This window comes from Cohnella hashimotonis (assembly GCF_030014955.1).
GTDB classification, from domain to species: Bacteria; Bacillota; Bacilli; order Paenibacillales; family Paenibacillaceae; genus Cohnella; species Cohnella hashimotonis.
Genome location: NZ_JAGRPV010000001.1, coordinates 8,314,004 through 8,329,381 on the forward strand (window position 1 = coordinate 8,314,004; position 15,378 = coordinate 8,329,381).

12 protein-coding genes are annotated in these 15,378 nt (G+C 60.1%); 8 read left to right on the top strand and 4 right to left on the bottom strand.

Annotated elements, in window-relative coordinates; translation table 11 throughout:
• The first annotated feature begins 58 nt into the window (after positions 1–58).
• The 6 genes from KB449_RS33230 to KB449_RS33255 all read left to right on the top strand — a co-directional run bounded on the left by KB449_RS33230 (position 59) and on the right by KB449_RS33255 (position 7,933).
• Complete coding sequence (locus KB449_RS33230) at positions 59–2,854, top strand: glycoside hydrolase family 3 protein (RefSeq protein ID WP_282912442.1); 2,796 nt, start codon at positions 59–61, stop codon at positions 2,852–2,854.
• A gap of 205 nt (positions 2,855–3,059) precedes the next feature.
• Positions 3,060–4,460, top strand: coding sequence for a spore germination protein (locus KB449_RS33235; protein ID WP_282912443.1), 1,401 nt, complete (start codon positions 3,060–3,062; stop codon positions 4,458–4,460).
• 25 nt (positions 4,461–4,485) lie between these two features.
• On the top strand, positions 4,486–5,685 hold the full coding sequence (locus KB449_RS33240; protein WP_282912444.1) for a Ger(x)C family spore germination protein: 1,200 nt from the start codon (positions 4,486–4,488) through the stop codon (positions 5,683–5,685).
• On the top strand, positions 5,682–5,903 hold the full coding sequence (locus KB449_RS33245) for a hypothetical protein (protein ID WP_282912445.1): 222 nt from the start codon (positions 5,682–5,684) through the stop codon (positions 5,901–5,903). The genes KB449_RS33240 and KB449_RS33245 overlap by 4 nt, the downstream gene beginning before the upstream one ends.
• 24 nt (positions 5,904–5,927) lie before the next feature.
• Entirely contained in the window at positions 5,928–7,025 is a 1,098-nt protein-coding gene (locus KB449_RS33250; RefSeq protein WP_282912446.1) for a GerAB/ArcD/ProY family transporter, read from the top strand.
• A 71-nt stretch (positions 7,026–7,096) separates the two neighbouring features.
• On the top strand, positions 7,097–7,933 hold the full coding sequence (locus KB449_RS33255) for a DUF2935 domain-containing protein (RefSeq protein ID WP_282912447.1): 837 nt from the start codon (positions 7,097–7,099) through the stop codon (positions 7,931–7,933).
• Positions 7,934–8,299: 366 nt separating this feature from the next.
• On the opposite strand, the gene KB449_RS33260 is transcribed toward KB449_RS33255, so the two are convergent.
• The 4 genes from KB449_RS33260 to KB449_RS33275 form a co-directional block, all read right to left on the bottom strand.
• Entirely contained in the window at positions 8,300–9,649 is a 1,350-nt protein-coding gene (locus tag KB449_RS33260) for a glycoside hydrolase family 5 protein (RefSeq protein ID WP_282912448.1), read from the bottom strand.
• 46 nt (positions 9,650–9,695) lie between these two features.
• Positions 9,696–10,541: a carbohydrate ABC transporter permease gene (locus KB449_RS33265; RefSeq protein WP_282912449.1), complete on the bottom strand. Its 846-nt coding sequence runs from the start codon at positions 10,539–10,541 to the stop codon at positions 9,696–9,698.
• 17 nt (positions 10,542–10,558) lie between these two features.
• Entirely contained in the window at positions 10,559–11,446 is an 888-nt protein-coding gene (locus tag KB449_RS33270) for a carbohydrate ABC transporter permease (RefSeq protein WP_282912450.1), read from the bottom strand.
• A gap of 72 nt (positions 11,447–11,518) precedes the next feature.
• Positions 11,519–12,811, bottom strand: a complete 1,293-nt coding sequence (locus KB449_RS33275) for an ABC transporter substrate-binding protein (RefSeq protein ID WP_282912451.1) — start codon at positions 12,809–12,811, stop codon at positions 11,519–11,521.
• 272 nt (positions 12,812–13,083) lie between these two features.
• Here KB449_RS33275 and KB449_RS33280 point away from each other — a divergent pair, with 272 nt between their 5' ends.
• On the top strand, positions 13,084–14,610 hold the full coding sequence (locus tag KB449_RS33280; protein WP_282912452.1) for a sensor histidine kinase: 1,527 nt from the start codon (positions 13,084–13,086) through the stop codon (positions 14,608–14,610).
• 15 nt (positions 14,611–14,625) lie between these two features.
• The gene (locus KB449_RS33285) at positions 14,626–15,345 is read left to right on the top strand and encodes a response regulator transcription factor (protein ID WP_282912453.1); all 720 of its coding nucleotides are present in this window, start codon (positions 14,626–14,628) and stop codon (positions 15,343–15,345) included.
• Positions 15,346–15,378 lie beyond the last annotated feature (33 nt).

Genomic DNA, 15,378 nt, shown 5'->3' on the forward strand with positions numbered 1-15,378 from the left:
CCCCCAAACGGACGGGTGGGCTTCGGGCTTCAAGATACTATCCTGAGGAGGATACAATATGACGACATCGATGATCGGCGTTCCGTTAGAGGGCTTCGCGGCGTTCAGCCGCACGGTCGCTGCGGAAGGCGCAGTGCTGCTTAGAAACGAGGGCGAAGCGCTGCCCCTGCGCCAAGGGGATAACGTTTCCGTTTTCGGGCGAATTCAGGTGAACTATTACCGCAGCGGCACGGGCTCCGGCGGCAGCGTTCATGTAGCGTATACGACGAACCTGCTTGACGGCCTTCGCGGCAAAGAAAACGTAACGGTCAACGAGACGCTCGCGGCCGCTTACGAGAAGTGGATCGAGCAGAATCCGTTCGACAACGGCGGCGGGGGCTGGGCGGCCGAACCTTGGCACCAGCGCGAGATGCCGCTGACGGAAGAACTGGTGGCCGAAGCGCGGCGCACATCGAACAAGGCGATCGTCGTCATCGGGCGCACCGCGGGCGAGGATCAGGACAATGCGGACAAACCGGGCAGCTACCTGCTCACGGACGACGAGCGGTCGATGCTCAGGCAGGTTACGGCCCATTTCGAACGGACCGTCGTCGTGCTCAACGTATCCAATATCGTCGACATGAGCTGGCTGGACGACGAGGCGTACGTTCATCCGATCGCCGGCGTCGTCTACGCCTGGCATGGCGGCATGGAGGGCGGCAACGCAATCGCCGACGTGCTGGCCGGCGACGTGACGCCGAGCGGCAAGCTGACGGACACGATCGCTTATGCGCTGGCGGATTATCCGTCCACCGACAACTACGGCAACGAACTCGCGAATTTGTATCAGGAAGACATTTACGTGGGCTACCGGTACTTCGAGACGTTCCGCCCGGATCGCGTGCAGTTCGAGTTCGGCTACGGGCTGTCGTACACGACGTTCGGCCTCGCGGCGGAGGACGCCCGTCTAATCGAGGACGAGGGCGAAGCCGCCATTGCGATCGATGTCGTCGTGACGAATACGGGGACAGTCTACGCCGGCAAAGAGGTCGTGCAGCTGTACGTCGAAGCGCCGCAAGGCGTGCTCGGGCGTCCGGCCAGAGCGCTCGCGGCCTTCACCAAGACCGGTCTGCTGCAGCCGGGAGAGTCGCAGCGCCTGACCGTCAGCTTCCCGGTCCGCGCGATGGCCGCCTATGACGATGCAGGCGCGACGGGCCAAGCATCCGCCTACGTGCTGGAGGCGGGGACCTATCGCTTCTACGCGGGGACCAGCGTGAGAAAAGCGGCGGCCGTCGCCTTCGAAGGACAAGACGGCTATGTCGTCGACGCCCTTCGGGTCGTGAGGCAGCTCGAGGAAGCGATGGCGCCGACGGCGAGCCTCTCGCGGATGAAGCCGGGGGCGCGTCGGGCGGACGGCTCATACGAGCTCGCGTACGAAGACGCGCCGAAGCGCAAGATTTCGCTGGCGGACCGCATCGAGAGCCGGCTCCCGCAAGCGATCGCGCAGACCGGGGATCGCGGCTACAAGCTGAAGGACGTCCGAGACGGCAAGGTCGGCCTGGAAGCCTTTATCGCGCAGCTCGGCGACGAGGATCTGGCAGCGCTCGTCCGCGGCGAAGGCATGAGCAGTCCGCTCGTTACGCCGGGGACCGCCTCGGCATTCGGCGGGGTGACCGACAGCCTGCTCGGCTACGGCATTCCGGTCGCCTGCACGTCCGACGGGCCGTCCGGCATTCGCATGGACAGCGGCCACAAGGCGACGCAGGTGTCGATCGGGACGCTGCTCGCGGCGACCTGGAACGCTGCGCTCGTCGAGGAGCTATACGTTCTGGAGGGCCGGGAGCTCGTCCGCAACGAGATCGATACGCTGCTCGGACCGGGCCTCAACATTCGGAGGAGTCCGCTCAACGGGCGCAACTTCGAATACTTTTCCGAAGATCCGCTGATCTCGGGCGCCTTCGCCGCAGCCTGCGTGCGCGGCATCATGAAGGGCGGCTCGAACGCGACGCTCAAGCACTTTGCCTGCAACAACCAGGAGAAGCACCGCAGCAAGGTCGACGCCGTCGTGTCTGAGCGCGCGCTGCGCGAGATCTATCTCAAGGGCTTCGAGATCGCGGTCCGGGAGGGCGGAGCCAATTCGATCATGACGTCGTACAATCCAGTTAACGGCCACTGGGCGGCTTCGAATTACGATCTGAACACGACGATCCTGCGCGGCGAGTGGGGCTTCGAGGGGATCGTCATGACGGACTGGTGGGCGGTCATGAACGACGTGGCTCGGGGCGGAGCGCCGGACCGCAAGTACACGAACTGGATGGTGCGCGCGCAGAACGACCTGTACATGGTCGTCAGCAACTACGGGGCGGAGACCAACGCCTACGGAGACAATACGATCGCGTCGCTGGCTGACGGCACGCTCACGAGGGGCGAGCTCCAGCGGTCCGCGGCGAACATCCTCGGTTTCATTCTGCGCGCGCCGGTCAGCGCCCGGGATAAGGTCACGCAGGAGACAGTCGAAGCATTCCAGGCGTTGACCGTCTCTGCCCCGGAGCAAGCGCAGAGCGCCCAGCCGCTGGCGGATGGCGCGCGGATCGTACCGGACGCCGCAGGCGCGACCTTCATCCAGGTAGAACAAGCGGGCGTCTACCGTCTGTTCGCGAGCGCGATGTCCGCCGAATCCGAGCTCGCGCAGAGCGCGTGCAACCTGACGCTGAACGGCAAGCCGCTCGCGACCGTCCAGACCAACGGCACCGGCGGCGCGTGGATGCTGCACAAGCTGGCGAAGGTCGAGCTGGCAGCAGGCCTGCACGAGCTTCGGGTGGAAGCCGTCAAGCCCGGCCTCGAGCTCGGCTGGATCGAATTCAGGCCGCTATGATAGAGCGTAGCGGCAAGCGCATACGACCAGGCCCGTCTTTAGGGCTCCCTTGGTACCTCAAGTCGCCGCACCGCATCGTCCCGCACTGTACCGCATCGCATCGCACCTCAAGCCAATCCAAGGCACCCGACCCGGGTGCCTTTTTCCTGATTATGCATAAAAAGACCGTTCCAGCGGATGCTATTACCAAAAAAGGAAGACCCTCATGGAACTGGCGCAATGGTTGAACGATCGTCTGAAGGACCGTCCCGACGTCGTGTCCCAGAAGATCGAACAGGGCAAGTTCGCTTGTACGATCTATTACATGACAGAAGCCATCGATCTGGAAATGCTGCAAACGCAAGTGCTGCGGACGCTGCTGGCTCCGTACGAAGGCAGCGACGAGGAGCGGCTCGGCGACATTCTGGAACGCAGGTCTTATTTCCCGACGATCTATTCGCTGACGCGTTCGCCCGAGGCGGCATTGGACGGGCTGCTAAACGGACAGGCCGCGTTATGCATCGACGGCCAGGCGACCGGCGTGCTGTTTCCGTTCCAGCAAAAAGCGATGCGTTCGGTATCGGCCGGGGAAAACGAGAAGACGATCCGCGGGCCCAAAGAGTCGTTCGTCGAGGACATCTGGACGAACCTGTCGCTCGTCCGCCAGCGCGTCAAGAGCGACAAGCTGGTCGTGGAGGAATTCGTCATCGGCAGCGAATCCCGCACGACCGTCTTGCTGCTCTATATGAAGGGAAGCTGTGACGAAGAGTTGGTACAGGAGGTCCAGAAAAAGCTGAAGGAAATCCGCACGAACCGCCTTCCGGGCAGCAGCTTCCTCGAGGAAGCGCTGGACGACCGGCTGGCATCCCCGTTTCCGAAAATGCTGAATACGGAAAGGCCCGACGTGTTGGCTTCCTCGCTGTTCGAAGGACGAATCGCGCTATTGACGGACGGAAGTCCGAGCAACTTGGTCGCGCCAGCGACCTTGCTGTCCTTCATGCAGTCCGCGGAAGACTATTACCAGCGATATTTTTACAGCAGTTGGGTCCGCGTCCTGCGATACGCCTTTTTCGGCTTAAGCCTGGTGTTGCCCTCGGCTTATGTCGCCATCACGACGTTCCATCCCGAGATGATGCCGTACAACCTGCTGATCTCCGTCGCTTCGAGCCGGGATATCGTGCCGTTCCCGGCCATTGTGGAGGCGCTCATCATGGAGGTGACGTTCGAGGTGATGCGCGAAGCGGGACAGCGTATCCCGTCGGCCATCGGACAGACGATCTCGATCGTCGGCGCGATCGTGATCGGGGACGCCGCGGTGACGGCCGGCATCGTAAGCGCCCCGATGGTCATCATCGTCGCCCTGACGGGCATCTCTTCGTTTATCGTGCCGCATTTCTCGTTGACGCTGACGGTTCGTTTCCTCCGGTTCATGCTGCTGTTCACTTCGGCGATCTTCGGCCTGCTGGGCTTGATCGTCGGCGTCTTTTTCGTCTACATTCACCTGCTGTCGTTGGATTCGTTCGGTACGCCTTACCTGTCTCCGTTTATCCCGTACAAGGCGGAGCGGATGAAGGATGCCGCAGGGCGGTTCCCATGGAGTAAGCGTATGGGCCCCAAGCGTTCCTAAAAAGCGAACGAAACGAGGAGAAACGATGCCCAAGCGTCTAGGAGCCCATTCCTTTGCCATAAAACTGACGATGATCGTCGTCGCGCTGACGGAGTTAACCGGTTGCTGGTCCAAGCAGGAGCTCAACGATCGCACCTTCGTGTCGACGATGATCGTCGATCGGGACGAGCAGGGCCGGACGGAGATCTCGACCATGTTCCTTCTCCCGAATCGCATCTCGATCGGCTTGAACGCTTCTCCAGGCGCCGAGAAGCCGTTCGTGTTGATGACGGGCAAAGGACGGGATATCACGGAAGCCTTTCAGCAGATCCAGAAGGACCTGCCGCGCAACGTCGCATGGGGGCAAATGCGCACGATCATCGTCGGAGACCGTTACGCGCGGGCGGGGATGGCGCCTCTGTTCGATTTCCTGATCCGGGCGACGGATTTCCGGCTTCGCGTTTACGTGTTTTACTTTAACGGCGAAGCCCGGAATGTCGCGAAGCTGACGCCCCTCTTCGAACGCTTCCCCGCGGAGATCTGGCGCGAATCCGCGCATTCCAGGCGACTGCCGCCGGTCAATATCCGGAATTTGCTGTATTCGCAATGGAATAACTTGGGAGATGCTTATATCCCCGAGTTGAGCATGCGGGATCTTAAGCTGGAGACCGAGGACAAAACCGTGCATTGGTCCGGCATCGGAGGCGCGGCGCTCATGAAAAACAACGCCGTCGTCGGCACGTTTACGGAGGACGAGACGATAGGGATCTCATTCATGAAAAGCCGCACGCCGGAAATGATGCTGACGGCGACGATCCCGGATCCCAAAGGGCTGTTCAGCGTCAGGCTGGTCGACGTCAAGCAGGTCACGAGAGCCGAACGGCGCGGCGGCAAGGTATACATCCACGTGTCCATCGACGGCAAGGCGGATCTCGTCTCCATCCAATCGAATCTGGATCTTTACGATCCGGCGAGCATGAGGAAGATCGAGCGGGCACTGAACGTGCGGGTGCGGGATCTGGCGCAATCCGCAGCCGACAAGGCGCAGGAGGAGCAGGTAGACGCTTTCCAATGGAGCGAATACGTGAAGTACAAATATCCGTCGCTATGGCGGAGGTGGGCGGACCAGCCGCGGGAGAATCTGTTCTTGAACATGAAACCGGTAATCCACGCCCGCATCACCATGCGAACCCCCGGCATCAGCCATTCGCCCAGAGTGTCCTCGAAAGGAGGCGGCATCTCATGATCATGCTGACGCTGGGCATGGGGGCCGTCATCTTGTACCAAATCTTTCTGTTGCGGCGCGGATCGGCGTGCAAGCGCGACCGGGTCGTCGCCTTTGCCGTGACCGGATTCGTATTCGTCTTCGCGGCGCTCGCGCACTATATGCCCGAATGGGTGAATCCCAACCGGGCGATCGACTTCGTCTTCGGGCCGGTGCAAAGCTGGATCACCCGCAAGTGATAGGCAAAGAGAGGAGGGACCGCCTTGAAAAACCAGGGGACGATAACGGGGCTCCAGATTGGAGCGCTCATTTTCGTATACGTGTTTTCGACGACGATCGCCTTCTTGCTCGCCCCGATGGCCAAGAACGCTCCCTTCGACGGCGTATACGGCATTGTGCTTGCCGCGGTAGCCGGAACGGCGCTTACCGCCTTCAGTCTGCGCTACGCGCTGCTCCGTCCCTCTACTTATGTCGGCATCGAAGGCGCGAAAGTGGTAGGCAAGGTGGGACATATCGCGATTTTGCTGCTTTCGGCTTTTTTCTTTCTTCACTTGTCCGCGCATATTCTCCGCGAGTTTACCGATTTTTTCGTGCCGACCTATTTGAAGGAGACGCCGTCGGTCGCGGTCGCCGTGCTGGTCATGGCGGCCGTGGCGTCCATGGCCCAATCGGGCGTTCCGGTCGCGTTTCGATTCGCGCAGGGCTGTTTTTTCGTCATCGGTTTTCTCTTTTTCATCAAGCCCTTGTTTTTTATTCCCGAAATGAGCACGCCGATGTGGCACGAATTTACGCGTATTCACGATTGGAAGGCGCTGTGGAGCCAGACGTATTCGCTGATCCCCTGGTACGGGGAATTGGTGCTGCTCGCATACATCGTGCCGCTATTCGACGGCCGTCAGAAGGTGCGCAAGGCGGTGTGGATCGGTTCGATGGCGGGAACCTATATTTTCGTCTCGGAATTTCTGCTCATGATCGTATTCTTCGGTCCGCAGCTCTCGGGCGCGCTTATGTATCCGGCGCTGGAGCTGAGCGGCTTCCTGCATCTGGGCGACTTCGTTCATAATATGGACGCGATCATCGTCTCCATCTGGTTTGCAGGCCTATTCATCAAGCTCGGCATCGTCTTCGCCGTCGGGACGTTGCTGGTCTCCCAAGCGCTCGGGCTCAGTCATTATAAGCCGATCACTTTTCCGCTCGCGGCATTCGTCGTGGCGCTGTCGGTCGTCCTGGCCCGCTATCCGGCCGAGCTGGCCCGATCTTTCGACAGGAGTTGGGCGACCTTCGCTTTGTTCGTCGAGTGCCTCGTCTTCCTGTATCCGATCATCTCCCGGCTCAAGGGCGGCCAGCGGCGCAGCGAGTAAATAGCGACTACCCGCATGCCGCCTCTCATACAATGGTGAGAGCAAATCCGATTGCGGGGAGGCGCTCATCGATGCAGCAAGACGGGGGCATGTCGATCAAGGAGGAGCATTTATTCTGGCTCGAGGTGCTGGAGGATCATGCGCATTTTCTGAGGGACTATCTGTCGCCGTCCGAGACGAGGTGGTGGCAGGAGGCAGAGCGCTTCTTCGAGCCGTTCCGCGAGGCGATCGCGCGAGCGGAGGCGCTGCCGCCCTTCGAGCCAGCCGAGGCTCCGACGATGCGGGCGTTCGCGGAGAGCGTCTATCCGCTCGCGGACGCCTACTGCCGGCTGGAAGGGCATATGCAGCACCTGCGGCTGTTCAACCAAGTCAATCTCAATCTGACGCCGTCCTACTTCAACGGCACGATCGGCGAGAACCGGGAGTATTTGCGGCAGCTCTCCTACTGGGCGCAGGGGGGGCCGGCGCCGCCTCTAGCCTTGACGCAATTGCTCGATCTGTGGATCGAGGATCAACTCGGACATGCCGTGCTGCTGCACGGGCTGCTGGATCCCGTCGAGCAGGCGCTGGGCGCGCAGGCGGAAAGGTTCGCCACGGTCTTTTCCACGTATATGGTCAAAAACCGCGCCATGCAGAGCTACGAGCGTTTTACTGCGCCCGGTTTCCCGGCCGAGACGCGATTCGCGGCCGAGGTGCTGGAGTCGGTGAAAGAATTCTACGCCTTCGTGCAGCGGATCGTAGCCGAATACGTCGACACCGAGCTGCTGTCCAAGGCTACGCTGCGGTTCCTCGAGCATCACTTTCCGGAATCGTGCTACTTCATGCGCAAGCTCGCCGTCTTCGTGCCAGGAGCGCCCTCCTTCGCCGAGTGCCCGTTGAGGAGGCTGTCCAGGGTGGGCGGGGCTTGAGGCAGGGAGGATGAGGCTTGGGCGGTTTGTATGCGATGTGCAGCCGACGCGTGAGGGGGTTGCGGGCGGTCGGCAGACGGACCGTGAGTCCGCTATTTGCGCGAAAGGAGAGGTTTGGCGAGGGTTAACGGACCGTATGGCCGATATTGCATCTAAAAGCGGGAAAACACCGCGCATTCTGGCCGAATAACGGACTGTGGGTCCGCTCGCATACGTTTTATGGCCTGGAAGGCGGAATTAGCGGAACTGTGGTCCGCTTGCCGCCGCCCTGGCCTTCGCCGCACTCACCTTCACCGCTCTGGCCTTCGCCGCCTTCACTTGCGCTAACCATCAACGCTCCTGCGTGCCATCTTGGCACCCCGCGCCTTACCGAACGCCCGTATACTTGCGCACAAGCGCCGCCAATTCCTCGCAGTAGTCGCATTGCTCCCAACGGAACGACTCCGGCAGCCGGTAGACGGTCTCCCAAGGCAGCTCCTCGAGGAACGGCTTCAGGTTCTGCTCGACGCAGATCGCCTGCATGATCGTGCGCATCCGGAATTGCAGCGGATAGCGCGCCTCCGTAGAGATTGGCTTGAAGTACGTCTGCGCCATGTAGTCGACCAGCGCTTCGCCCTTTCCCTGCTCCTCGTGCTGGTTCCATACCTGCTTGATCTTGCCCGCGAGCAGCCGCCAAGGCGTGTCTTCGCGCGGATACGCGATGCCCATGACGGCGGCGTCCTTGTACGTCCACAGCGCCCAGGAGACGTCGTTGGTCTCGCACAGCTCCAGCATGTCCTCGATGATGCTTACCTGGAAGTCGATCTCCTGCGGATTCAAGACCAGGCCGAGCTCGCCGCACCAGACGGGCTTCTTGTACTTGTCGCGGACGGCGAGCAGCTTGGCGAACGCCTCGGCGAAGATCTGCCTGCGCCGCGCGCGATCCATCTCGGGGCTGAGCACGGCCGGCTCGTCGACGAACGGATAGAAGTGGAACTCGTACGCGACCTGCGGGTCGTCGACGGGATCGAGCATGGAGAAGTCGGTCGTGAACGCATTGCCTTCGATGAAGATGATGTGATGCGGGTCGTGACGGCGGATCTCGGCGATCACTTTGTCGTAGAATTCGTTGAACACGACGGCATCCTTCACCAAGGAAGGCTCGTTCACGATGTCGTAGGCGCCGACCCACGGCCGGTCCCGATAGCGCTTCGCGATGTGTCCCCACAAGCCGATTACGGTATCGCGCAGGGCGCCGTATTCCCAGAACAGCGGAAGGCCGCTGGACGTATCGCAGTGCCAGTCGGGATTTTGCCCGCCGGGCACGGAGTGGAGATCGAGGATCGCGTAGATGCCGAACTGCTCGCACAGGTCCACGACATGGTCCAGATAGACGAAGCCTTCCTCCTTGTAGACGCCGGGCCGTTGATCGTCGATGAAGTATTTGTAGTTGAAAGGGAGGCGCAGCGAGTTCACGCCGAGGCTCTTCAGGAAAGCGAAGTCGCGCTCGTCCACGAATTCCAGCAGGAAGCGGTCGAAAAACGTCGCCGCGCGATCGGCGCCGTAGACGTCGGCGAATGCTTTCTTGATCATCGTGTCGGTGCCCGGCAGCCCGATCATGAAGTGCTCCAGGTTCATCCACGAGCCGAGCCCGAAGCCGCGCAGGAGCACCTTTTCGCCGTTTGCCGTGAAGTCCTCGCCGCGTACTTGCAAGAAATCTGTCAAATGATCGTTCATCTTGTACTCTCCTTCTGCTTCCGTTTTTGCTTTTACTATGAAGTGACTAGTTTTTCATCCCTGTCGTCGCGACGCCCTTCGTGAAGAAGCGCTCGCCGGCGAGGAAGACGGCGACCATCGGCGCCGTCGCGAGCACGGTGCCCGCCATCAGCAGGCCGTAGTCAGTCGTATGCTCGGTCTGGAACGCTTTGAGCCCGAGCTGCAGCGTCTTGAGCCCGTCGTCCTGAATGTAGATCAGAGGCGCCAGATAGTCGTTCCACATGAACGTAAAAGTGAAGATCGCCAGCGTCGACACGGCCGCCTTGGAGAGCGGCATGACGATCCGCCAGTAGATGCGCCACTCGCTGAAGCCGTCCACGCGCGCGGCTTCGTTCAATTCGCTGGGCAGCGACAGGAAAAATTGCCGCAGCAAAAAGATGCCGAACGCGCTGAAGAGCTGAACGAGCACGTAGCCGGTATGCGTGTTGTACAAGCCGAGCTTGCTCACGATGGAGAATTGCGGCACCATGATCGAATGCCAGGGCATCATGAGATTGGTCATGAACAGGATGAAGAGGGCATTTTTAAAAGGAACTTTGAGCTTGGCGAACGCGTAAGCCGCCATGGAGCAGATGAGCACCTGCAGCACGGTGATGAGGACCGACAGCTTCAGCGTGTTCAGGAAGTAGCGGCCGAACGGAATCGTCGTCCAGACTTCCTTGTAGTTGTTCAGATATAGGGAGTTGGGGATCCAGTTCATCGGATTGCGGAATAGGTCCACGTCCGTCCGCAGCGAGGTCGAGATCATCCACAGAAAAGGGAACAGCGCCGCGATCGAGCAGACGGCCAGCGCGAGCAGCAGGAGACTGTAGAACACCTTGTCCCTTCTCTTTGTTCCGAGGGCGTTCAGCATCGTTTTTCTCCCCCTTTCTAGTAGGTGACCCATTTTTTCTCGAGCCGGAATTGCACGATGGACACGACCATGATGATCAGGAACAGCACCGCGGACATGGCTGCCGCGTAGCCCATCCGGTAGTGGATGAACGCTTCTTGATAGATTCGGAACACGAGCACGTTGGTCGAGCGTCCCGGTCCGCCGTCCGTCATGACCGACACGAGATCGAACACCTGGAACGAATTGATGACGGTCAGCACGAGCACCATGAACAGCGTCGGCGACAGGCTGGGCAGCGTGACGTAGAGGAAGCGCTTGAAGGCGCCGGCGCCGTCGAGCTTGGCGGATTCGTACAGGTATTCCGGAATGCCCTGGATGCCCGCGAGAAGGATGATCATGTAGTAGCCGAAGCTTTTCCACACGGCCACGATGACGACGGCGATAAGCGCCCATTGCGAGGACATGAGCCACTCCGGCGGATGAGAAATGCCGAGGGCTTTCAGAACCTGGTTGACCGGCCCGCGGATCGGGTTCAACAGCAGCCCCCAGACGATTGCGACGGACACCATGGAGGTGATCTGCGGGAAGTAGAAGGCCATGCGCAAATACCGGCGCAGATGGAGAACGGCGTTCAGGGCCATGGCCGAGAACAGGGCGAACGCCGCCGTGAGCGGTACGAACAGGAGGGTATAGACGAGATTGTTCTTGAGAGAGACGGCGAAGTAGTCGTCCTGCAGCAGCTTCTTATAGTTGTCCAAGCCGGTGAAATTAGGTTTAAGATTGAAGCCCCCGTAGTCGGTGAAGCTCATGAAGAGACCGTAGAGCAGGGGGATAAAAATAAACGCGGCGAACAGGACGAGGGCCGGCAGAATGAATAGCGTCCCCGTCGCGTAAGCCTTGAGGGGTTGAAGACGTCTGTTCATCGGCTTAACGCTCCCTTCATCGCAGAGCGGCTGCCTGCGCTCGCGCGTCGGACAGCCGCTCTGCCAACTCTTTTACTTGTCGAGAATCGGCTGGCGCTGGGCCATGAACGTCTCGATCGTCTTCTTGGCGTCCTGCTCATGGAACAGGAACAGGTCGCGCTGCTCGCCGAACACGCCGTTCACTTCGTCGATCTGCGGGATCGGCTGATTTTCGACGACGGTCTTAGCCTCGAAGAAGGCGCTGCTGCCCGGCAAGCCGGTCGCGGCGAGGAAGGCATCCTTCGTCTTGTCGTTCGAGTAGGCGGGCAGGACGCTCGACTCCGCCATGATGGAGCCGCCTTGCTCGCCGGTGGCGAACTGCACGAACTTGAAGGCGGCATCCTGGTTTTTGCTGCGCGGATTGATGCCCATGAAGGTGCTGACGCCGCCGACGGTCGTCGGCTCGTTCAGGCCTGCCGGCTGCGGCAGCAGGGTCATGTCGTATTCGATATCCGTCTTGCCGGCCGCGATATCCGCCTTCAGCATGTTCACGGTCCATTCCCCGTTGACCAGCATGGCGACGTTGCCGCTCTCGAACTGCTTGATCCAGTCGACGCTCTCGGCTTTCATCTGCTTGTAGCTCATATGGGACTGGTCCTTTTCGTAAATGCGGTCGAGATAATCGAGCCAGCCGGCGACGTCGTCCAGGTTGTCGTCCAGGATGGTGCTGCCCTTCTGCAGCGCGCCCAGCGGCGCGGTGATCCAGTCGGCGAAGTAGCCGCCCCACTGTTTGTCCGCGCCTTCGCCCTTGGTCAGCGTTTTGGCCAGCTCCGCGTATTCGTCCCAGGTCAATTTCTCGGGATAAGGAATGCCGGCTTTGTCGAAGAGCCCCTTGTTGTAGAAAAGCGCCCATTGGGAAGTGCGGTACGGCAGCGCATAATACTTGCCGTCCGTCAGCACGTTGGTGATATCCTGGTAGCTCGGACCGTACGCGCCGATGTCCATGTTCGCCTGCTTGATGCGGTCCGTGAGATCGACGAGCTGGTTTTTGGAAGCGTACAGTCCGAGTCCGGCCGTGCCGTTCATGCTGTAGACGTCCATCTCGGAGCCGCCGGACAGGTTGGTCATGATCTTGGTGTTATACTCGTCCGCGTCGTTGCTGTAGGTGTTCATTTTGACTTCGATGTCGGCGTTCTGGGCGTTGAAAGCGTCCACAATCTTTTGCATGTAGTCGGCTTCGTCCGTCCAGGTGTAATACTCCAGCGTGACCTTCTCTTGATTGGCCTCGCCGCTCGCCGCATCATTGCCGTTCGAGCCGCAGCCTGCGGCGCCTACCGCGAGCGCGGCGACCAGCAGCAGTCCGGCCTTGCTCTTCTGTATCTTCAAGTGAACCCCTCCAGCGTTTAATTGGTGATGTCTCCATACTAGACCGAACGCTGCGCGCGCATAAGGTTGATCTTTTATCAGCCGCCCGCGGGCAGGCTTCCTGCTGCGAGACCGCGCAGGGCGGGAGACGGAGCCGCTCAGGCAGCGCTTCGAGCAGGCGGGGAGAAACGAGCAGGGGGATAAAACTTCAACCTTTCCGCATGGCTCGGAAGTGTTTACAATAGATCAAATTGGACAAAAATAACGCAGGCAAACGCAAAGGATTGAGCGTCATGTTCATCTTCTTTATGTTTATCCTCTTTATCGCGATCGCGGTCTTCTGCCTGACCCAGCAGAAATACACGAAGGCGACGCTGCTCATGCTGGGCATGGGGCTTTCTTTCCTGCTGGTCGTCAGCGCGATCATGACCTATATGTCCAAGGACGCTTATTATTACTATAGCCTGTACGACTATTTCGGCATCAGCCGCAGCGTCCAGAACCAATTGATGTTTTTGCCGGTCTCCCGCTACTTGCTTATTCGCATCCTGAACTTTTTCGCGATGGCGTTTTTGTATACGGGTCTGTGCTCCGCGATTTATTTCGCGTTCAGCGTGTCTCCGCGGACCGGGCGGCGGATCTTGCCGCTGCTCGCCATCCCCTGCGCCGTACAGGTCGTGCTGTACGATCCGTCCTTTTATACTGGCCTGTATTATCGGCTTTATCCCGCGCGCATGACCGCCCGGGGCTTCATATCGGCCTACGAAGCGGTCCATCATGTCACCTTCGCGGTCAATACGCTGTATATCGCGGCGGGCATTTTCCTCATGGCCTACGCCTGGTTCGACGCGCCCAAGGTCCGGCAGATCCGCAGCAACATCGGGATGATCCTCATCAGCTACGTTTCGCTGCAGGTTACCTATTACTACGTGAACTTCTGGGCGCCGGACGTCCTGATCACGGTGTCGAAGGCGGCAAGGTTCATCCGGTTCAAGCCGATCAACCTCGTCGGCAAGCCGTCGATGTACGCGCTGCTCCCTTATATCGCGGGCTTCTGCCTGTTCATCAGCCTGTACGGTATCTACAAGTACGCGCGCATCCAGAACCGCATCCGCAACCAGGAGACGGTCATCTCCCGCAATATCGACTCGGCGGTGCTGACCTCGCGGGTATTCAGCCACTATATGAAAAACGAGCTGCTCGCCATCATGGCGCAGACGGAGTTTCTCGAGGCGATGGTGGACAAGTCGCCGGACATCGTTCAGGAAGTCCGCGTCATCGAGGAACGGTGCCGGAGCATCTATGATAGACTGGATGTCGTGCATCAGAAGACGCTGAAGTCCAAAATGGAGCTGGAGCCGGTCGACCTGCAGGAGCTGGTGGCCGATACGCTTGGCGAGATGAAGCTCGCGCTGAAGCACATCAACGTGAGCTACGTGCCGGGACCGCAGCAGCTGACGCTGATGGCGGACCGTTACTATTTTTCGCAGGCGCTTGAAAATATATTGTCCAACGCAGCGGACGCCTTGGCGCATGTGCCGGAGAACTCAAGACGGATCGAGATCGAGATTCAGCGCAAAAACAAGTGGGTGGAGCTGATCGTCCGGGACAACGGCACCGGCATCGAGGCGGCGCAGCTCGAGCAGATTTTCCAGCCGTTTTTCTCCTCCAAGCCGACGGCGACGAACTGGGGAATGGGCCTGTCGCTCTGCCACGCCATCGTCACCACGCACGGCGGCAAGATCGCCGCGGACAGCAAGCCGGGAGAGGGAAGCGCGTTCCGCATCGTCATGCCTTTGCTCCGGACTTCCAAGCGATAGGGGGAAGCAGACATCATGAGCGAGCCGATCATCAAGGTGCTCATCGTAGAAGACGACAATCTCATCGCCAAGCGCTATCAGATGATCCTGTCCAAGGATCCGCAGATCGCGTGCGTCGGGCGGGCGGCCAGCGGCTACGAAGGGACGATGCTCGCGGCGCTGTACCGGCCGGATATCATCCTCATGGACATCGAACTGGAGGACAAGCAGGCGGGCATGCGGGCGACGTCGGAGATTTTGGCGTATATGCCGGAGATCAAAGTCGTCATGCTGACCGTGTGCGAGACCGACGACGCCGTGTTCCGCGCCTTCGAGCTGGGCGTCACCAACTATCTGCTCAAGAACATGCCGGCCGACGCCATCCTGAGCGCCGTCAAGGACGCCTACTACGACATGCCCTCGCTGCACGCCAACATCGCCGGCAAGATTACGCGCGAGTTCAAGCGCATCAAGACGGCCGAAGACAGCCTGCTGCGCAATTTTCATATTCTCACCATGCTCACGCCGACCGAGCTCGAGGTGCTAGACCTGCTGCTCAAGGACTACAACCGCCAGGAGATCTGCAAGATGCGCCACGTCGAGCCTTCGACGCTCAAGTCGCAGGTGCACAGCATCCTGAAGAAATTCGGCAAGGACAGCGTGCAGGAGGTGACCGCCGTCCTGCGCGAGCTGCACATTCCCGAGATTCTCGCACAGCGGAAGGGGAGCCTGCCGGTGCGGCAGAGCACGGAGTGAGGCGAAAGGTTGGGAGCAATCCTGTTCGGGCGC

Bases quoted from the DNA above. Each gene is read 5' to 3' on its own strand.
- KB449_RS33230 (WP_282912442.1), top strand. From the start codon at position 59: ATGACGACATCGATGATCGGCGTTCCGTTAGAGGGCTTCGCGGCGTTC.
- KB449_RS33235 (WP_282912443.1), top strand. From the start codon at position 3,060: ATGGAACTGGCGCAATGGTTGAACGATCGTCTGAAGGACCGTCCCGAC.
- KB449_RS33240 (WP_282912444.1), top strand. From the start codon at position 4,486: ATGCCCAAGCGTCTAGGAGCCCATTCCTTTGCCATAAAACTGACGATG.
- KB449_RS33245 (WP_282912445.1), top strand. From the start codon at position 5,682: ATGATCATGCTGACGCTGGGCATGGGGGCCGTCATCTTGTACCAAATC.
- KB449_RS33255 (WP_282912447.1), top strand. From the start codon at position 7,097: ATGCAGCAAGACGGGGGCATGTCGATCAAGGAGGAGCATTTATTCTGG.
- KB449_RS33260 (WP_282912448.1), bottom strand. From the start codon at position 9,649: ATGAACGATCATTTGACAGATTTCTTGCAAGTACGCGGCGAGGACTTC.
- KB449_RS33265 (WP_282912449.1), bottom strand. From the start codon at position 10,541: ATGCTGAACGCCCTCGGAACAAAGAGAAGGGACAAGGTGTTCTACAGT.
- KB449_RS33270 (WP_282912450.1), bottom strand. From the start codon at position 11,446: ATGAACAGACGTCTTCAACCCCTCAAGGCTTACGCGACGGGGACGCTA.
- KB449_RS33280 (WP_282912452.1), top strand. From the start codon at position 13,084: ATGTTCATCTTCTTTATGTTTATCCTCTTTATCGCGATCGCGGTCTTC.
- KB449_RS33285 (WP_282912453.1), top strand. From the start codon at position 14,626: ATGAGCGAGCCGATCATCAAGGTGCTCATCGTAGAAGACGACAATCTC.